We start from the raw sequence: 436 nt of genomic DNA on the forward strand, positions 1-436 counted from the left end.
CCCTTTTGTAACTGATGAAAACGAAATTTATTTTGCTTCTGATGGACATCCTGGACTTGGAGGATTAGATGTTTTTGTTGGAAAACTAAGCGATAAAGGAGTGAGTAATATCCAAAACGTTGGGTCAGATATCAATTCACCTCAAGATGATTTTGCTTATGTAATTGACACCAAATCTCGAAGAGGGTTCTTTACATCAAACAAAGAAGGTGGTCAGGGATCTGACGATATCTATAAATTTATAGAAACAAGAAGATTGGCTTGTGTTCAGGAATTATATGGAACGATAACCGATTTGGCTACAGGAGAAATTTTACCAAACACAAAATTGACATTGTACGACAACAATTTTAAAATCGTAAACACAGGCTATTCTGATCAAAATGGAAATTATACTTTCCCTGTTGAATGTGGTTTGATATATAACTTAAGAGCT

1 protein-coding gene is annotated in these 436 nt (G+C 34.4%); it reads left to right on the top strand.

All coding sequences use genetic code 11. The features are described from left to right. On the top strand, nt 1–436 hold a 436-nt coding region (locus LPB87_RS20655; RefSeq protein WP_230729231.1), incomplete at both ends, for a carboxypeptidase-like regulatory domain-containing protein.

Origin of the sequence: Flavobacterium sp. EDS (genome assembly GCF_020991525.1) — a bacterium.
In the GTDB taxonomy this organism is placed as follows: Bacteria; Bacteroidota; Bacteroidia; order Flavobacteriales; family Flavobacteriaceae; genus Flavobacterium.